Annotated in this window: 15 protein-coding genes and 4 pseudogenes; 7 read left to right on the top strand and 12 right to left on the bottom strand. The window is 46.0% G+C overall.

What is annotated here, in order from left to right; translation table 11 throughout:
* Positions 1-77 precede the first annotated feature (77 nt).
* The 7 genes and pseudogenes from AABK37_RS35745 to AABK37_RS35715 all read right to left on the bottom strand — a co-directional run.
* Positions 78-409 (bottom strand): annotated as a pseudogene (locus tag AABK37_RS35745) (IS701 family transposase); the annotation flags it as partial.
* 73 nt (positions 410-482) lie between these two features.
* A pseudogene (locus tag AABK37_RS35740) lies at positions 483-1,286 on the bottom strand (IS701 family transposase); the annotation flags it as partial.
* Positions 1,287-1,608: 322 nt separating this feature from the next.
* The gene (locus tag AABK37_RS35735; RefSeq protein WP_407883192.1) at positions 1,609-3,012 is read right to left on the bottom strand and encodes a family 2B encapsulin nanocompartment shell protein; all 1,404 of its coding nucleotides are present in this window, start codon (positions 3,010-3,012) and stop codon (positions 1,609-1,611) included.
* 85 nt (positions 3,013-3,097) lie between these two features.
* Positions 3,098-4,291, bottom strand: coding sequence for a family 2 encapsulin nanocompartment cargo protein terpene cyclase (locus AABK37_RS35730; RefSeq protein ID WP_432556199.1), 1,194 nt, complete (start codon positions 4,289-4,291; stop codon positions 3,098-3,100).
* A gap of 95 nt (positions 4,292-4,386) precedes the next feature.
* Positions 4,387-5,256: a geranyl diphosphate 2-C-methyltransferase gene (locus tag AABK37_RS35725; RefSeq protein ID WP_432556198.1), complete on the bottom strand. Its 870-nt coding sequence runs from the start codon at positions 5,254-5,256 to the stop codon at positions 4,387-4,389.
* A gap of 215 nt (positions 5,257-5,471) precedes the next feature.
* Positions 5,472-6,875 carry a family 2B encapsulin nanocompartment shell protein gene (locus AABK37_RS35720; RefSeq protein ID WP_432556197.1) on the bottom strand — a complete coding sequence of 468 codons (1,404 nt, stop codon included), beginning with the start codon at positions 6,873-6,875 and terminating at the stop codon, positions 5,472-5,474.
* 917 nt (positions 6,876-7,792) lie between these two features.
* Entirely contained in the window at positions 7,793-8,098 is a 306-nt protein-coding gene (locus tag AABK37_RS35715; RefSeq protein ID WP_432556201.1) for a hypothetical protein, read from the bottom strand.
* Between the two features lie 100 nt (positions 8,099-8,198).
* On the opposite strand from AABK37_RS35715, the pseudogene AABK37_RS35710 reads away from it, so the two are divergent.
* The 3 genes and pseudogenes from AABK37_RS35710 to AABK37_RS35700 form a co-directional block, all read left to right on the top strand.
* A pseudogene (locus tag AABK37_RS35710) lies at positions 8,199-8,570 on the top strand (transposase); the annotation flags it as partial.
* Positions 8,571-8,615: 45 nt separating this feature from the next.
* Positions 8,616-8,750: a hypothetical protein gene (locus AABK37_RS35705; protein WP_407888969.1), complete on the top strand. Its 135-nt coding sequence runs from the start codon at positions 8,616-8,618 to the stop codon at positions 8,748-8,750.
* A gap of 151 nt (positions 8,751-8,901) precedes the next feature.
* Positions 8,902-9,564, top strand: a complete 663-nt coding sequence (locus tag AABK37_RS35700) for an IS630 family transposase (RefSeq protein ID WP_432556196.1) — start codon at positions 8,902-8,904, stop codon at positions 9,562-9,564.
* Here the strand turns inward: AABK37_RS35700 and AABK37_RS35695 are convergent.
* The 4 genes and pseudogenes from AABK37_RS35695 to AABK37_RS35680 all read right to left on the bottom strand — a co-directional run bounded on the left by AABK37_RS35695 (position 9,536) and on the right by AABK37_RS35680 (position 11,552).
* On the bottom strand, positions 9,536-9,778 hold the full coding sequence (locus tag AABK37_RS35695) for a hypothetical protein (protein WP_432556195.1): 243 nt from the start codon (positions 9,776-9,778) through the stop codon (positions 9,536-9,538). The genes AABK37_RS35700 and AABK37_RS35695 overlap by 29 nt on opposite strands.
* Positions 9,778-10,104 (bottom strand): DUF2281 domain-containing protein, encoded by a 327-nt coding sequence (locus tag AABK37_RS35690; RefSeq protein ID WP_432556200.1) that lies wholly within the window; start codon positions 10,102-10,104, stop codon positions 9,778-9,780. Before AABK37_RS35690 ends, AABK37_RS35695 begins: the two co-directional genes overlap by 1 nt.
* 60 nt (positions 10,105-10,164) lie before the next feature.
* Positions 10,165-10,942 (bottom strand): annotated as a pseudogene (locus AABK37_RS35685) (Rpn family recombination-promoting nuclease/putative transposase).
* 199 nt (positions 10,943-11,141) lie between these two features.
* Positions 11,142-11,552, bottom strand: coding sequence for a GNAT family N-acetyltransferase (locus AABK37_RS35680; RefSeq protein WP_432556194.1), 411 nt, complete (start codon positions 11,550-11,552; stop codon positions 11,142-11,144).
* Positions 11,553-11,704: 152 nt separating this feature from the next.
* Here AABK37_RS35680 and AABK37_RS35675 point away from each other — a divergent pair, with 152 nt between their 5' ends.
* Entirely contained in the window at positions 11,705-11,848 is a 144-nt protein-coding gene (locus AABK37_RS35675; RefSeq protein WP_432556193.1) for a hypothetical protein, read from the top strand.
* 9 nt (positions 11,849-11,857) lie between these two features.
* Positions 11,858-11,998: a hypothetical protein gene (locus tag AABK37_RS35670; RefSeq protein ID WP_432556192.1), complete on the top strand. Its 141-nt coding sequence runs from the start codon at positions 11,858-11,860 to the stop codon at positions 11,996-11,998.
* 10 nt (positions 11,999-12,008) lie between these two features.
* Here the strand turns inward: AABK37_RS35670 and AABK37_RS35665 are convergent, their stop codons facing one another.
* Positions 12,009-13,247 carry a TetR family transcriptional regulator gene (locus tag AABK37_RS35665; RefSeq protein ID WP_432556191.1) on the bottom strand — a complete coding sequence of 413 codons (1,239 nt, stop codon included), beginning with the start codon at positions 13,245-13,247 and terminating at the stop codon, positions 12,009-12,011.
* Between the two features lie 313 nt (positions 13,248-13,560).
* Between AABK37_RS35665 and AABK37_RS35660 the strand changes: the two genes are divergently transcribed.
* The gene (locus tag AABK37_RS35660; RefSeq protein ID WP_432556190.1) at positions 13,561-14,397 is read left to right on the top strand and encodes an acyl-CoA desaturase; all 837 of its coding nucleotides are present in this window, start codon (positions 13,561-13,563) and stop codon (positions 14,395-14,397) included.
* Positions 14,398-14,520: 123 nt separating this feature from the next.
* Positions 14,521-14,694: a hypothetical protein gene (locus tag AABK37_RS35655; RefSeq protein ID WP_432556189.1), complete on the top strand. Its 174-nt coding sequence runs from the start codon at positions 14,521-14,523 to the stop codon at positions 14,692-14,694.
* The last annotated feature ends 92 nt before the right edge of the window (positions 14,695-14,786 follow it).

Genomic DNA, 14,786 nt, shown 5'->3' with positions numbered 1-14,786 from the left:
CTCGCAACCGCCAATTTGTGATTGGCGATCGCATGAATCAGCAGGTGCATAGCACTTGGATTCCCATAACCCGCAACTTGGGTTATTACTAATGTAATTGCCCGACCATCTAATTGTTTCTTTAACTTATTTAATCTTCGTTGTTTTAATTTATTTATTGACCAATCTGAATTTGCTAAAAAATGGTGTAGTGACTGTGCCGAATTTATGCTCACTACCTTTGCTATCTCTGGTAACGATTTTCGTTTTATCGTTGATATTATCCCCATGTGTAAATATTTGAAGCACTCATAATTCCTTACTTCTTTAAATAAGTCTTTATACTCTGCACTGCGATTCATCTACGATCGCAACTGTTGGGTGAGCGTAAGAGTGCCAAATGTTTTAGGATTTGTAATTCTACATCCATTGCCCTGCTTACCTGAAGAGAGTTTTTTCTTTTGATTCTTTTATTCAGAATACCCGGAAAGTGACAGAAGAGGGGTAGCTTGCCAGTATTGAACATCACAACGCTTGCCGAACACTATCTCTTGAATGTATCTTTTTTCTTGCTTATTGTCTGAAAATATACGGTTATAGGGTCGCCACCGATTATATCTAATTTTCTGCCCTTGAGGTAGCCACACACCATGATTACTCCGAATTGCTACTACAAAGTTTAGTTCTAATTCGCACAAGACACTTATGAAGTTGCGATCGCTTTCACCATAAAGACTATCTGCTAGTACCAGCTTGAAGTTAAACCCCATTTCTCGGAGTTTTCTAATCATAGAAGCAGCGATTTCTGGTTTAGTTTGATAGACATCTCCTTCTAATAACCTTTGTTTGGGTTTGTAGACTTCAAACATTAAAGGAAATGTCATTCCTTCAAATAAACCATATGCTGTAACTGCTACTATTCCGTTCTCTATTTTTCCTAAATTCCCAATATATTGTCGTTTAACATAATCTGTCGTATTCCCCTTCTTTGCATCTCCTGTCTCATCAATAATTAGTATGATTTCTCGCCCTGAGAGAACTTGTAGTATTAACTGTAATCTCCCTTTTCTCAATTGCTCAACCGTCCACGGTGATTCTGTTAAAAAATGCAATAGCCCTTGTTCGTTACTTAATCCCATCACACGCGATATTGCAGGCAGACTTTTACGTTTAATATCTGAAATCATCCCCACATGAAGATATTTAAACGCTTCAAAACTTCTCACTTCTGGAAACAGCTTTCTATACCATTCACAATAATCGTCTATAAATTTTATCGTTTCGGCAGGTTTTCTTGCCCCAAACATAGCCCAGCAAAGAGTTTGCGACATTTTACTCTATTATTCTCTCATAAGAGTGATGGAAGAGCGTTATTGTTTACAAGGTCGTAAGCGATCGCCCTGGCAGAAGTGAACCACGAGTTCGTAAACGCCGCCCGAAAGCTTACCCCGTAATGACAAAACCCCGGCACGAATTACAGAAGCAATTACAAACTGCTTAATCCGCAAGTGTTTCAGCTTTTCTTAGTGCCATTCAATTTTGATATTCATTTCTGATTTTTTACTTCTTTTTTTTTCTTCATGAATAATCCAGGCTAGTCCGGGGCTTTCTTATTGCTGGCCGCTACACTTACCGCCCGAGCTCGACATCCTCGAGAATGCCGACGGCGTCGGGGACAAGGATAGCGGCGGAGAAGTAGTTGCTGACCAGATAGGAGATGATGGCCTTTTCGTCGATGCCCATAAAGCGCACGTTCAACCCTGGCTCATATTGATCGGGTAACTCCGCAGGCTGAAGACCCACCACGCCCTGATTGTCCTCACCGGTACGCATGACGATGATCGACGTGGTCTGGGTCGTTCTGTCGATGGGGATTTTGCCACAGGAATAGATGGGGATGCCGCGCCAGGCCGGAATGCGGTTTCCACCCACATCGATACTTTCCAGGTCGATCCCGATTCTGTTGCACTGACGCGCAAAGGCGGCGATGGCACGCGGGTGGGCAAAAATGTACTGTGAATTGCGCCGCCGGGTGATCAGCTCGTCTATGTCATCCGGGTGAGGCGGGCCGTTGCGGGTGGGGAAGCGTTGGCTGAGGTCGGCGTTGTGCAGCAGGCCGAACTCTTGATTATTGACCAATTCGTACTCCTGGCGCTCGCGCAACTCATGCACAGTCAATTTGAGCTGTTGTTCGATCTGGTTCATTGGCTCGTTGTAGAGATCGGCAACGCGGGTATGGACGCGCAGCACCGTCTGCACCAGGCTCAACTCGTATTCGCGCGGAGAGGTCTCGTAATCGACAAAGGTCGTGGGCAGCACGGGTTCGCCTGTATGACCGGCAGCTAACGCAATGGCGGCCTGACCGTATGTATCTTGGGCTTTTGGCGGGCGGGCTTTGAATTCTTCGATGTGGGCTTGCAGCGATTCAGAGAAAGCCACCACCTCTTCAAACGCCCGCTGCGTCAGCACCAACACCGTGCAGCGCGTAACCGCCTTCATGGTGAAGTCCCAGAGATCGCCGGATTCGATGATAGCCTGGTAGGTGAAGTGGTCGCCATCGGCCAACACCGCAAGCTCCACCTCATCGCCATACTCGCCCGTACCGATCTTGCTGACCTTGCCGTGGGCAATCAGCACAATCTGGTCGGCGGGGGTTCCCTTTTCCACCAGCACATCACCGGGTTGAAACTCCTGCTGCACAAAGCGATCTGCCAACGTGTTCAACACCATTTCCTCGTCAAACTCCCGCAACAGGGCCATTTCGCGCAACTCTTGCGGGATCACTCGTATGGTGGACCCCACATTGGTAAAGGTCACTCGGCCATCGCCCAGCGCATAGGTCAAACGCTGGTTGACCCGGTAGGAGCCGCCGCGCAGCTCCACCCAGGGCAACAGGCGGCTGATCGAGCGCGAGCTGATGCCCTTCATCTGCGGAGCAGTCTTGGCGGTTGTGGCTAACTTGCGCGCCGCATCTGTACTCAAGCTCGACTGCTCTGCTAGCATCTGCCCATTGGGGTTAACGTCTTCGGTCATCTTTCACCTTGATTTCTATGTGCACATAACTCTTCTGGTTTATTCAACCATATAAAATCCCGTTGAACCATATATGCTTCTATGGTTAGGTTGATGATTGTGAATCCAGCTGCGGGGTACCGTTGCTGTTCTTGTAGCGCGGGTTGCTGTTGTGCCATTCAAACGCGCCGCCCATCCACCCCCGCAATCCGCGCAGGAACCGCTGAAGCTCCACGTTGGGCACGGCCTGGAGCTTCTGGTGGCGTTCCCGAAAGTCATGAACCAGGTCGTTGTGAAACTTGACGGTGATCTCCGTCGCCTCTTTGATAGAGCAGCCCCGATCCGCCGCAATCTGTAGCACCATGTTGACTGGTGGCTGCTCGTCTGCCAGATCTTTGGCGACCGAAAGGAGATCGTTGACCAGGACGACGGCCGTCCCGGCCAAGAACGCTGCGTGACGGACACGGGGTTCAAAGAAGAGATCCGCCGGCAGGATGTACCCACCGATGGGGTCGAGCAGAGTCATGGAGGTGTAGAAGCTGTCGTGCTGGCGCGCAGCCAGGTACTTCCAGGCTGGCGGGTACTCGTCGGTGTAGCGCCACGCCGCATAGGCACTCCAAGAGACAAACATAGAGAAGGTGGCGTAACAGGTGCGCTGCACTTGCTCGGGTGTGGCGTACTGAGCCAGGTAGTCGATGCCTGCGCCCAGGGCCACGAGGACGCGCTCCGCAGCCAGGGCCTCCTCCAGCGGTAGAGTAAATTCCCCCGCCGGGGGTGGCGGGTCCATGGCGGTCATCGCCAAGAGGAGACGTGGGGGGAGCAACATTGGATCCGCACCGAGCTCGCTGTCGTCGGCGTAGTAGTCGTCGGCGGCCCACCAGGCCATGTTCAGCTTGGCACCGATCAACAGCCGATCTGGGTCGTCGCAGTCCGGGTGGGCCAGCATAACCAGCCGTCCGAACCGTACCTTGCGAATCTTCTCCACCTCGTCCTCATCGAACCCGCACTCCAGTGCCCAGGCCGCCAGCCGATCGTCGACCTCGTCCGCCAGCGGCTCGTTGAATCGCTCGGTAATGGGGCAGTAGAGCGGCGAGGCAGTCCCATCGCCCCAGGATCTCTCTGCATATGCCGGATCAAGGTCCCCCGCCGGAGCGAGGTCTGCCTGGAGCAGCCGTGGATCCAGGTTACCGGTACGAGCAGCCTTGGCCAGCTCGCTCGCCAAACGAGCGGCGGATGTACCGAGGCCGGTCGGACCGAATAAAAATGCGGTACTCGTATCATCCAGGTTGGTATCTTTCATAGTCTTATCCCTGTATCAGAGTGGTGGTGTGTGGTCTGTGTGCAGTATGCGCGCTACCCACCACACCATGGTGCGGTTTGTGTTTTGGATAAGCCTTACCGAATGATACGATCGGCGACGATGAGCAGGTAGTGGAAGCTGCCTTCTTTGTATGCCGTAAGGAAGTAATCCTCGACCCCGGTGACGAGCGAAGACTTGGCCCGCAGTTCCCAGTAGGGAATCGTTAGGGGAGTCAGGTCGGTGACGGTAATCGGGACGAGGTTGTTCGCCGCCAGTGCCTTGAAATATTGACTGCGCGGATGGATGTTACAGATGTAATGCGTATCGATCTGGCTGACCGCCCGTGAGCGCCCCCCCGTAACGTCGTTGTAGCAACCCGTGATGCAGGCGTAGCGACCACCATCCTGCAACAGGCGTGCAAACTCGGCGAACAGCTTGAACAGATCTACATACATGGTGGTCTCATTCGTCCAAATGCTGCGCATGGCTCCCGTCTCGAAGCCGGTATCCAGCATGTTGCGAAAGTGGAACTTGACCTTGTCGGCCACGCCGCGCTGCGCAGCCTGGTCGTTGGCAAACTCGACCTGAGATTCTGAGATTGACACTCCGTCGACCTGACAACCAAAGCGTTCATTGACCATGAAGCTGGTGCCGCCGCGACCGGAACCGCCATCCATCACGCGGTCATCAGGCTTGACGTCGCCCAGATGGTCGAGCAGGAACGCCGCCTGGGCGTGTTCGAGCCGGTGCAGCTCGCGAATAATCCGATCGTCGCGCTCACCTTCGGGAGCCTCCAACACCGACCAATCGACATCGCCGATCCCGTAGTGGTGGTGGTAATAGCCGTCAACTTGGCCGAGCAGCAGATTAACGGGATTCTTTTCTTGGTTCCAATAGTTGGCAACCGACTTCTGATATTCGCTGCGCAAAACATTGTCGGCAGTGATAGTTTGGGGCATGTCCATAGAATGTGTTAAGTGGGTATACAAAATTATTTGTGTCATTGCGAACAAAGTGAAGCAATCCCAAACGCTTGCGATTACTTCGTTTCGCTTCGCTGCACTCGTAATGACAATATACAATTAATTTTGTATGAGTACTTACTCCTCAATAGGTGTTTCAATGAGTGTATGGTGAAGATGCTGACAGTTGACTGTTCAGGTACCTCTGCCGGGATTTACTAGCGTCCTAGCTCGACATCTTCGAGCACGCCGACGGCATCGGGTACGAGGATGGCAGCGGAGAAGTAGTTGCTGACGAGATAGGAGATGATGGCTTTCTCGTTGATGCCCATAAAGCGCACGTTCAACCCCGGCTCGTGCTGATCGGGCAACGCTGCGGGTCGAAGACCGACCAGACCTTGATTGTCCTCACCGGTACGGACAACGATCACGGAACTGGTCTGGGTGTCGCTGATGGGAATCTTGTTGCAGGGCAAAATCGGGATGTTGCGCCACGCCATGACTCGTTCGCCCCCCATATCATGGGTGTCGGGGTAGAGACCCAGCTTGCTGCACTCGCGGCCAAAGGCGGCAATGGCACGCGGGTGGGCAAAAATGTACTGCGCATCGCGGCGGCGGGTGATCAGCTCATCAAAATCATCTGGCGTGGGCGGGCCATTGCGGGTGGGGAAGCGCTGGCTGAGGTCGGCGTTGTGCAACAGGCCGAACTCTTGGTTGTTGACCAACTCGTACTCTTGGCGCTCGCGCAACTCGTGCACCGTTAGCTTGAGTTGTTCCGCAATCTGGTTCATCGGATAGTTGTAGAGATCGGCAACGCGGGTGTGAACATGCAGCACCGTCTGTGCCAGGCTCAACTCATATTCACGCGGAGAGGTTTCGTAATCGACAAAGGTCGTGGGCAGCACGGGTTCGCCGCTGTGGCCAGCGGCCAGCTCGATGGGGGCCTGACCGTGCCGATCGTGAGGCTTGGGGGGGCGGGCTTGAAACGCCTCGATGTGCACCTGAAGCGATTCTGAGAGGTTGACCAGTTCTTCAAAAGAGCTTTGTGTCAGCGCCAAGACCGTACAGCGCGTGATCGCCTTGATGGTGAAGTCCCATACGTCCCCGGATTCGAGAAGGGCTTGACTGGGAAAGTGGTCGCCATCGATCAACACACCCAATTCCACCTCATCGCCATACTTGCCCGTACCGATCTTGCTCACTTTGCCGTGAGCAATCAGCACAATCTGGTCGGCGGGGCTTCCCTTCTCTACCAGCACATCACCGGGTTGAAACTCCTGCTGCACAAAGCGGTTGGCCAACGCGTTCAAAACGGTTTCGTTTTCAAAGTCGCGCAGAAAGGCCAGCTCGCGCAGCTCCTGGGGAATTACCTGAATCGTTGACCCGACGTTCGTAAAGGTGACGCGACCATCACCCAGCGCATAGGTCAAGCGGCGGTTGACGCGATAAGAGCCGCCGCGCAGATGCACCCAAGGCAGCAGGCGGCTGATCCAGCGTGAGGTGATGCCCTGCATCTGCGGAGCGGTCTTGGTGGTTGTGGCTAACTGCTTCGCAGCCCGAGTACTCAGGCTCGACTGTTCCGCTAGCCTCTGCCCATTAGAATTCACATCTTCTGTAAACATGTTTTTGCCAAAATGTCGTGAGATTGTTTAAGGTAATCTACTTTTTGCTGTGCCTACTTAAATAAAAATAAGTGGCTTTTTAGTGAAACTTTCATTGTGCAAGAGTCTGAATGAATATATTACTGATTGACTATCAATTGCTGGTTTTGAATGACTAGATTCGTGTTTTGCACCAACTCAAAACCACTAAGAAATTTTATCATACATCTTCAGCCAAGATTTATCTTTGCTCTATCTCCAAAAATAGCCATAACAGTTGTCTATGGAATAATCTCAGTTCTTAAGAACAAAATGCAATGGGAGTTTAAGACATTTAACTATCATTAAAGTAGACAGTTAAGTGAATAATTCAAATTAAAAAAAAATAATAAGTAATATAACAGTTTGTGACTTTAAGGACATAAAAGCGGTTAACCCGCATTTCTCACAAGCTTTAAGCGAAGAAGGGGCGGAGGGGCAGCTTTCAAAGGTAGGGATTTAAGAAAGGGGCAGTTCAGGCGGTAAAATACACAACTGAAGCCAAACCGCAAAAATATGCACAGCAAATAGGGTGAATAAGTTTAGGGTGTGGGAGGGAGAATGCAAGTAGGAAAAAATGAGGAATTAAGACAATGGACTAGAACAGTGATAGAACCCACATTCCGCACTTCAAAATGTAGTATGCTAACAGAAGCAATTGGCGATCGCCAATTCTCTAAAAATCATCACAAAATCTGAGTATTTATGCTTAAATTTTTCCGAGAGTTTGATCCGTTGCGATCGCTAAATTCTCTAAAATAACAGTATTTATACTCATACAATTATCATACAAGGTATACTACAAACCGAAATGCGGAATGTGGGATAGAAAAAATGGCCAATCTATCAAAACCGCAAGCAGTAGTACTAGCAATGTGGAGTTTTGGCATAGTTATGACTCAATCAAGCGGATTGACAACGGTTTCGGTGTTTTTAGCAGAGCTATTAGGAAAAAAAGAAAATACTCTACGGCAGCAACTAAGGGAATGGTTAAAAGGGGCGGAAGATAAAACAAACACTAAACAGGGGCGAGCTTCATTAGAAGTAACATCTTGTTTTAGTCCATTGTTAGCTTGGATTTTATGTCTGTGGCCAGAGTCAGAAAAACGTGTCTTGGAAGGTTTTAATTCCAAACCCATCTGTGCTAACCATTCAGCTACTAACAATTGACACTTTTGGACTATTTCTCGATGTTGATGCAGCACCACAAAGTCGTCTGCATACCTAACGGGACTTAGACAAAAATCATAGCGAAATATGGTTAAATTTATTATATGGTCTATATTTCAGGTTGATAAGTAACCAATGAAAGAGACAACTCCTATTACAATGCCTCCTTGTTTTGATAGATGGTGCACACGTTTTGACGACCTATTCAAAACAAAAGCCCAAAAAAGAGGATTTAGGCATTATTTAGGGGGATTATTAGGTGAAAGTGAACGAAAAAACATATTTCAGATGGCAGATAATGCCGTGGGGGTTGTTTACCATCGTTTACACCACTTTTTAACCGAAGCGCCTTGGTCTAGCTCAAAGATCAATCAACGTCGCTTGCAGATAATGAACAAATGTAGTCAAACTAGAATTAGTAGAGGATTCAGTTTAATCATTGATGATTCTGGTCACAGAAAAAGTGGAAATTTTACCACTGGAGTGGGAAGACAATATACAGCAGATTGCAGGTAAATAGAATACACTAAGATTGGTGCATTAAGAGAAAAAATGAAGCCTTACTCCATCGACTTTAGAGAAAAAGTAGTTAAAGCTTACGAACAAGGAAATACCTCGGTCAGAAAAATAGCAACAAGGTTTGATGTGAGTAAAGCTTTTGTGCAGAGAATGCTGAAACATTCATAAGATAGAAGGTCATCTGATACCAGGAAAACTTTCTTGGAACGATCAAGGGTGAGTTAGAAGGGTCTGAAACTCAACTTACTTGTATGGTAGAAAAATACCCAGATGCAACTCTATCAGAATACTGTGAATACTGGGGAGAAACCCATAACCAATGGGTAAGCACCAGCACCATGTGTCGTGCATTACAAAGACAGGAATTGACACGAAAAAAAAGACCGTTAGCAGTAGTCAAGCGGCAACAGAGAGAGTCCAAAATCTCAGGGGTGAATATTGGGAGAAAGTCAAAAATATAGAACCTAAAAACCTCGTATTTTTGGATGAAATGGGTGTTTTACTGGGCTTGACAAGAACTCATGCTCGAAGCCCTTATGGAACTAGAGTATATGACTTAAAACCTTTTTACCGTGGAGCAAAAATCACAGTTATTGGTGCAATCAGCTTAAAAGAAGTTTTAGCAGTGATGACTTTAAATGGCTCGATGGGTGGAGATGCTTTTGAAGTCTTCATTGAAAAATGTTTAGTTCCTCAGTTGTGGTCAGGTGCTGTAGTTGTTATGGATAATCTTCCAGCCCACAAGATTGCAACAATTGAACCTCTAATTCAATCTGTTGGTGCTAGTATTCTAAATTTGTCACCCTACTCTCCCGATTTTAATCCAATTGAACATTGGTGGTCTCAACTTAAAGCTTTGTTGCGCCAGTTTTCTCCAACTACAACTCATATGGTTGATACGCTGATTGCCACTGCACTCGATTTGGTCAACTCCAAGCATCTACGAAACTGGTTTACCAACTGTTGCTACTGTACTTCATAAACTTGCAATCTGCTGTACGAATATCTTCGAGAAACTCTGCCAAGCGAACGAGATTAATTTCTCTTTGTGCAGAATTCTCCATCATATATGTAAGTTCTCCTTGCACAATTACACAGGTGGCGATGTTTAATTCTCCAACTTCAATCACTTGACGAACAACATTTAGTTCGCCCAAGATAATAGCACTACAGTGATTTGTGTCAAGCAGGTACATTACTTCTCAAATGGGTTATCACAGTCGAATTTCGCTTTGCCACGAGTAGCATAAACTGACTGAAGACACTCTTCAAAATCATCGCCAGCCCATGTACCTACGTGTTTAAGGATGGAACGTCCGGAAGCCGGACGGTATGGCTGTTGAGAATTATCGGTTGAAGTTTCATTTAAATCTATTTGTTCGGTTGTGACTTGTGATTCTTGGGGTAAAGATTGTATTTCTGGTTGTTTTGTTTTCAGAAAACGCAGAAAATCTAAAGTTTCCGCAAGAACAGTTTCTGGTGTCGATTCAATTTCTTGAAGCAGTAATTCTTTAATAGTCAGCAAGGAATTATCCCTCGATTTTAGTTAATGAATAAACATTATTTATTTTAGGCGATCGCTTTATAATTTCGATGCGGCTTGTCTAACAACAGCTTCATCCAAACCTAACGCTTGAGCTATCTGTTCAATACTCAGACCTAACGCCAATAACTGAGGTATAGTTTCAAGCTTACCTTCTTCTTTGCCTTCAGCAAAAACTTCTTGATAAAATCTAGTTTGCTTTAACTCATTTAATCCAAACATTTTTTCCATCTCCTCGCGGCTCAAGCGCGGCAATTTGTAGATTAATATCGTCTCTATTAATTGTATAATTTATCGCTGTTGGGCGGCATCGATGATTTGTTGTCGAGTGTTGTTTACTATCTCTACAGCTTTTGCGATCGCAGTTGATTCTGCTTCGATGATTAATTTAACTGTCTCAATCCCAATAGATGATGCCTCAATCGCTGTTAATTCGTCAAGATAGATACGAGTCACTCGTGGTGAATTCAGTAATTCTGTATATCTTTGTCTATCTCCAGTATCAGCGCTGCGGTTAGGAAAGAGAACAACACCACGCCAATTGTTAATTAATTCGGTTTTATCCAGATAGTTAAATATTTCTGCAAACGAACCGCGAGTAAAATTTTTTATCTAGTTGAAATTGCACCTCAGCAAAATAAATAGGTAGTTCTGAAGTATTCGGTAAAAATACACCATCAATTCTGAAAGCGAGTTGTTTGACTTCTACTGAGGAAAATTGGTAAGCTTGGGCTAGTGATGCTGGTTGGTTAATCAGTTCAAAGAAAGTGCTGGGTAAGCTTTGGAAGATGCGATAAAAGATGCTGTCGGTTTTCAAAGTAGTTAGTGCGTGCAGTTGATGAGTATATTTTCTAGTGAGTGCGAACTGACAAATCTTTCCTTTTGTTCTTTTGTCGGAGACGCTTTGCTTGGCATACCGAATTCTGTCACTTTCGTCGCAGAAAAATCTCAAATCCGAAGTTCAGATCCCCAACTTCGCATAAGTTGTCGGTAATCTCTTTTTGGCAAAACTTAACTTAATAATCATTCACTAACCATTTTCCGATGACTTTACTTAATCCTGTAGGCTGTTCTGTAAATCCCAATTTCTTGTAAAAATCAACAGAGTCATCGGTAAACAAGTAAACGTGTTGTCCTGGCAATTCTTCTGTAATAATCTCCATCATTTTTCGCGCAATACCTTGATGACGGTATTCTGAATAAGTCCAAACATCGACGATGTAAGCATTACATACTCCATCAGATAACACTCTGGCTGTACCTACAATTTGTTGCTCTGCATAAGCAATGCATGTCGAAAAACTATTGGCAAAAGATGTTTTCAATTGCTTTGCAGTTCGTCCGTTATGAAAGTTATCTTTGATTAATGTTGCCTTCATTTCCTCCCAATCAACATCAAGTAAATCGCGTTTATAGGTAATATTCATAGATTTTTTGGTTAATGGCTTAGACTTTCTTCAGCTCCCCGACTTGTTAAAGAAGTCGGGGAGCTTATTTTTTCACCAATCCTAAACGGACTTTTATCTTATTTTTTGTGTTTGTCAATATGTAAAAGGCTTTCATTATAAATGCAGAAGCTGTGGTTACCACAACACAAGCTGTGATTAAAAATGCAGAAGTTGTCGTTACCACAACACAAGCTGTGATTAAAAATGCAGAAGTTGTCGTTACCACCGCACAAGCTGTGGTTATAAATGCAGAAGTTGTCGTGACCACAACATAAGCTGTGATTATGAATGCTGAAGTTGTCGTTACCACCGCACAAGCTGTGATTATAAATGCTGAAATCAAAGTTAATCGCACTCATTCATTCAACACCCAACAACTAACAACCATCAACGCTCCAACTAACAACCATCAACGCTCCAACTAACAACCATCAACTATCCCGGTTTTTGATCTAACCGAGTTGCTTGCTCTAAAGCGGCTTTTTCTCTGGCTCTTTTGGCGTAAGGTTGTAATTGAGTGCGATCGCATCCTGTTAAAATGCTAAGATTTTCTAAGCTCATGCCGCGCATCAACATTTCTACACGCCAAGTTTGTTGTGTTTGAATAATTGCTGGGGGTTGTCCTTGTGGTGTCAACAGTCCTTGTGTCCACATGTGCCAGTGTACGTCAATTTGTGATTCTGACATTGGCTCACCAGATTCATGAATAAACATGGCAGGTTGATTATCTTTACGACTTTTCAGCCATTTAGTTAATGGATTGTTGGTGTAGGAACCATAGCGATTACCCATTATCCACTGATTGACAGGTACTTGGCGAAATCCGCTGTTATTGGCAATTTGCAGAAAGTGCCCTTGAGTATCGTAGAATTGATGCGATCGCTGCAAGCCAACTACTTCCGGAACAGATAACCCAGCAGCAAATAACACATACGCCAATGCATAATCTTGCACTCCCAATTTTCTCGCTTGTTGGAGAATTTGGTGGACTAAAGAAGCCGGCAAATCAGCTACTTCCCTAATACTAGAATCTATTACAACCAAACTTGAGGAATATTGACTTGGTTCGAGTACGGGTGACATTGCTCCTTGTAAAAACAACTGCACCAGATTCTCCAGAAAATCATCTCTATCTTCCCAAAGTTCGTGAAATTCGCTAGTAAACTCAATCACCGCATATCCCAGCAACATCCCATTTAACAAACTCGCTAGTTTTTCTGCCGGGAGATAGGTATTTAAGTGTCCCTGTTCAATTACAGTGGCTAAGTACTCTGCTACATAACGGTTAGCTTCCGTTAACCCCCGTCCCAAAGCGCGGCGATTTTCTGCTGGGTATTGGTCAGCTTCACCTACCACAGACCTAACAAACTCTGGAACTTGTTCTAATGCGTGTAAGCTTTCACTTGCATAATCTTTCAGAGCTTGATACACGTTACCAGGTGGAATTGCTCGGCTAACTAAAGACTCGCCTAAATTTTTAAAGGCTGCGGATTCTTCCAAGACAGCCAAAAGTAACCCGTGCTTATTGCCAAAATGCCGGAATAGCGTCACTTCATTGACTTCTGCTTTTTCTGCAATTTGGCGGGTTGTAGTGCCGCTGACTCCCTGAGCGGTAAATAACTCAAGCGCTGCTTCAATTAGACGTTGACGAGCTGAATTGGATTGAGACGGCATAAAGAAAAATGCAAGTAGTACTTGCAGAGAAATCGCAGAACTGTTAGCATAAAAAATGTAAGTGGTACTTGCTCAACTGTAACCGATTGTTTTATAAATATCTGAACGGATAGTTGGGTTTACCTTTTTTAGGCGTGTTAGCGCTCATGGTAACGCACTCTTTCTGTGCATATGACTCTTGTGGAGTGAGGCATCTAGCCTCAATTCTTTCAGGAGTTAATTTGGAGCCTAAGAGCGCTTTAGATGTGAAATTATGCCAGGTGCAACTTCCGACAAAAGCAAATCGCTTCCTCACCCATCGACAGGAATTTTTATGACTGCTAAATTTTTTGCCAGCACTTCTGAGGGCGGAAATTCTCCGGCGCTCAATTGGACGAATGTGGTATTTTTTACTACATTTCATGGCATAGCTTTACTTGCTCCCTGGTTTTTCTCGTGGTCTGCATTAGCCCTAGTGATATTTCTCCACTGGCTATTTGGGAGTATTGGTATATGTTTGGGGTATCATCGACTGTTGAGTCATCGAAGTTTCCAAGTACCGAAGTGGTTGGAGTATGCGATCGCTCTGATCGGAGCGTTAGCTTTGCAAGGAGGTCCAATTTTTTGGATTGGTGGACACCGACAACATCATGCTCATACTGAACATGTCGATTTAGATCCGTACTCTGCTCAACGAGGATTTTGGTGGAGTCACATGCTCTGGATTTTCTACCCTCGTTCCGAGTTCTTTGATTATGAAATCTATGCAAAATATGCGCCCGACTTAGCACGACAACCATATTATCGCTGGCTAGATCGCTACTTTATACTCTTGCAAATTCCCTTCGGTATCCTGCTGTATCTTATCGGCGGCTGGTCATTTGTCATCTACGGAATTTTCTTAAGAGCAGTCTTGCTTTGGCACTCAACTTGGTTTGTCAACTCCGCCACACACGCTTGGGGCTACCGCAACTTTGAGGCAAACGACGGTGCGCGTAACCTCTGGTGGGTATCCATTGTCACTTACGGCGAAGGCTGGCACAACAACCATCACACCTTTCCCCAAATGGCAAAATCTGGTTTTTATTGGTGGGAAGTCGATGTAACATGGTGGAGCATCAAAGTTTTGCAAACTTTAGGTTTAGCCAAAAAAGTTAACTTACCCTCTTAAAAGTAGTAAGCGCAGAGAGCGCTTATTTGCCCACCCGCAAAACTAAACCACACATATTGTAGAGACGTTCCACACCGAACGTCTCTACGGCGATTGTTTACAATCCTGCAAACAGCGTAAAAGATGAATTCTCCAAAATTTCGTCAAAAAATTTTGCTAGCCATCATCACAGTCAATATTATTTCTACCTGGCTACATTACATAGACAATGCATTATTTCTAAATCAGTATTCTGGTTTTGAGTGGTTCACACCAGCTGGAGTAATTGGTACTGTGATTGTCATGACTGCTATATAAAACCTAGACAAGTCTAGACATTTACTTCTTTCTTCACAGGGAGCATGGAAGCGGTTATCCCTCGGAAAGCATTCACGCCTTAGCCAGACGCG

Origin of the sequence: Tolypothrix sp. VBCCA 56010 (genome assembly GCF_050875635.1) — a bacterium.
Taxonomy (GTDB): domain Bacteria; phylum Cyanobacteriota; class Cyanobacteriia; order Cyanobacteriales; family Nostocaceae; genus Hassallia.
The sequence above is the reverse complement of the archived record's forward strand: the minus strand, read 5'-3'. Positions and strand labels throughout refer to the sequence as shown.

Excerpts from the sequence above, each read along its gene's own strand:
- AABK37_RS35695 (WP_432556195.1), bottom strand. The coding sequence starts at position 9,778 with ATGTACCTGCTTGACACAAATCACTGTAGTGCTATTATCTTGGGCGAA.
- AABK37_RS35700 (WP_432556196.1), top strand. The coding sequence starts at position 8,902 with ATGGGTAAGCACCAGCACCATGTGTCGTGCATTACAAAGACAGGAATT.
- AABK37_RS35730 (WP_432556199.1), bottom strand. The coding sequence starts at position 4,291 with ATGAAAGATACCAACCTGGATGATACGAGTACCGCATTTTTATTCGGT.
- AABK37_RS35655 (WP_432556189.1), top strand. The coding sequence starts at position 14,521 with ATGAATTCTCCAAAATTTCGTCAAAAAATTTTGCTAGCCATCATCACA.
- AABK37_RS35665 (WP_432556191.1), bottom strand. The coding sequence starts at position 13,247 with ATGCCGTCTCAATCCAATTCAGCTCGTCAACGTCTAATTGAAGCAGCG.
- AABK37_RS35670 (WP_432556192.1), top strand. The coding sequence starts at position 11,858 with ATGAATGCTGAAGTTGTCGTTACCACCGCACAAGCTGTGATTATAAAT.
- AABK37_RS35705 (WP_407888969.1), top strand. The coding sequence starts at position 8,616 with ATGAAGCCTTACTCCATCGACTTTAGAGAAAAAGTAGTTAAAGCTTAC.
- AABK37_RS35725 (WP_432556198.1), bottom strand. The coding sequence starts at position 5,256 with ATGGACATGCCCCAAACTATCACTGCCGACAATGTTTTGCGCAGCGAA.
- AABK37_RS35735 (WP_407883192.1), bottom strand. The coding sequence starts at position 3,012 with ATGACCGAAGACGTTAACCCCAATGGGCAGATGCTAGCAGAGCAGTCG.
- AABK37_RS35720 (WP_432556197.1), bottom strand. The coding sequence starts at position 6,875 with ATGTTTACAGAAGATGTGAATTCTAATGGGCAGAGGCTAGCGGAACAG.
- AABK37_RS35660 (WP_432556190.1), top strand. The coding sequence starts at position 13,561 with ATGACTGCTAAATTTTTTGCCAGCACTTCTGAGGGCGGAAATTCTCCG.
- AABK37_RS35680 (WP_432556194.1), bottom strand. The coding sequence starts at position 11,552 with ATGAATATTACCTATAAACGCGATTTACTTGATGTTGATTGGGAGGAA.